Below are 1333 nucleotides of genomic sequence, written 5' to 3' on the forward strand. Positions count from 1 at the left end.
GGTCATGTCCCCTGTGGTGGTGTAGCGAGGTCGATCTGATCTTTGTAGATCGTGTCCATGCTTTCCTCGGGTAGATAGCGGCGGGGAAAGGCGATCCATTCGTCGTGCATCTCGACGAGGACGGCGGTGGTGAGGCGCTCGAGGGCGTCGGGGTTGGGGAAGATCTGGACGACGTCGGTCCGGCGCTTGATCTCGCGGTTGATCCGCTCTAGCGGGTTGGTCGACTGGATCTTCTTCCAGTGCCGATCAGGGAAGTCCGCGAACGCGGTCAGATCCTCCTTCGCCTCCAGGAGCATGCCCCTGACCTTGGGGAACTGTCGGCCGAGCATGTCGGCGACGGTGTCGAGCTGGGCCCGGACGGCTGCTGCGGTGGGTTGGGCGAAGATCGTGCGGATGGTCGCCGCCACCATCTCGGCACAATCCTTCGGGATCACCGCGAAGACGTTGCGCAGGAAGTGAACGCGGCACCTTTGGTAGCCGGCGCCGAGCATGACCTTGCGCACGGCCTTGACCAGGCCGCTGTGGTGGTCAGCGATGACCAGGCGGACCCCGGACAGGCCCCGCTCGCGCAGCGAGCGCAGGAACTCGGTCCAGAACGCCTCGGTCTCGCTGTCGCCGACCATCAGTCCCAGCACTTCGCGTCCGCCGTCCTCGGTGATGCCGGTGGCGATGACCACGGCCTGGGACACGATCTGGTGGTTCACGCGGGCCTTGCAGTAGGTCGCGTCCAAGTAGACGTAAGGGAAGCGGGTATGGTCCAGCGGCCGGGTGCGGAAGGCGGTGAGTTCGGCGTCCAGGGCGGCACAGAGCCGGGACACCTCGCTCTTGGAGATCCCGCTGTCCGCTCCCAGGGCCCTGACCAGGTCGTCCACGCTGCGAGTGGAGACGCCGTGGACGTATGCCTCGACGATGACGGCATACAGGGCCCGGTCGATCCGGCGGCGGCGTTCGAGCAGGCTGGGGAAAAAGCTGCCGGTGCGGACCTTGGGGATCGCCAGGTCGAGATCCCCGGCCTGCGTGGTCAGCGTCTTTCCACGGTGACCGTTGCGCAGGTTGGTCCGGGTCTCGGTGTGCTCGCCGGGCTCGGCCCCGATGAACGAGGTGGCCTCGGCCTCGATCAGCTCCTGCAGGATCCGCTGGGCCAGAACCCGGACCAACTCGATTCCGTCCGCCGTACGCAGTGACTCCATCAGCCGGAGTAAGTCATGCTGGGACAAGGCCATCGCGTCACCTCTCTCAACGAGCCTCTCTACTCGGAGAGTTGCGCGATGGCCGCCCCATGACCAGGGGTAATGCACTGATCGCTGCTACACCACCCGGCGGGACACCATCG

General features: G+C 65.9%; 1 protein-coding gene. It reads right to left on the reverse strand.

All coding sequences use genetic code 11. From position 1 onward, the window contains the following. Positions 1-2: 2 nt before the first annotated feature. Positions 3-1223 (reverse strand): IS256 family transposase, encoded by a 1221-nt coding sequence (locus ABT288_RS49965; protein ID WP_351623453.1) that lies wholly within the window; start codon positions 1221-1223, stop codon positions 3-5. Positions 1224-1333 lie beyond the last annotated feature (110 nt).

The sequence above is a fragment of the Streptomyces sp. NPDC001093 genome, assembly GCF_040298985.1.
GTDB lineage: Bacteria > Actinomycetota > Actinomycetes > Streptomycetales > Streptomycetaceae > Streptomyces.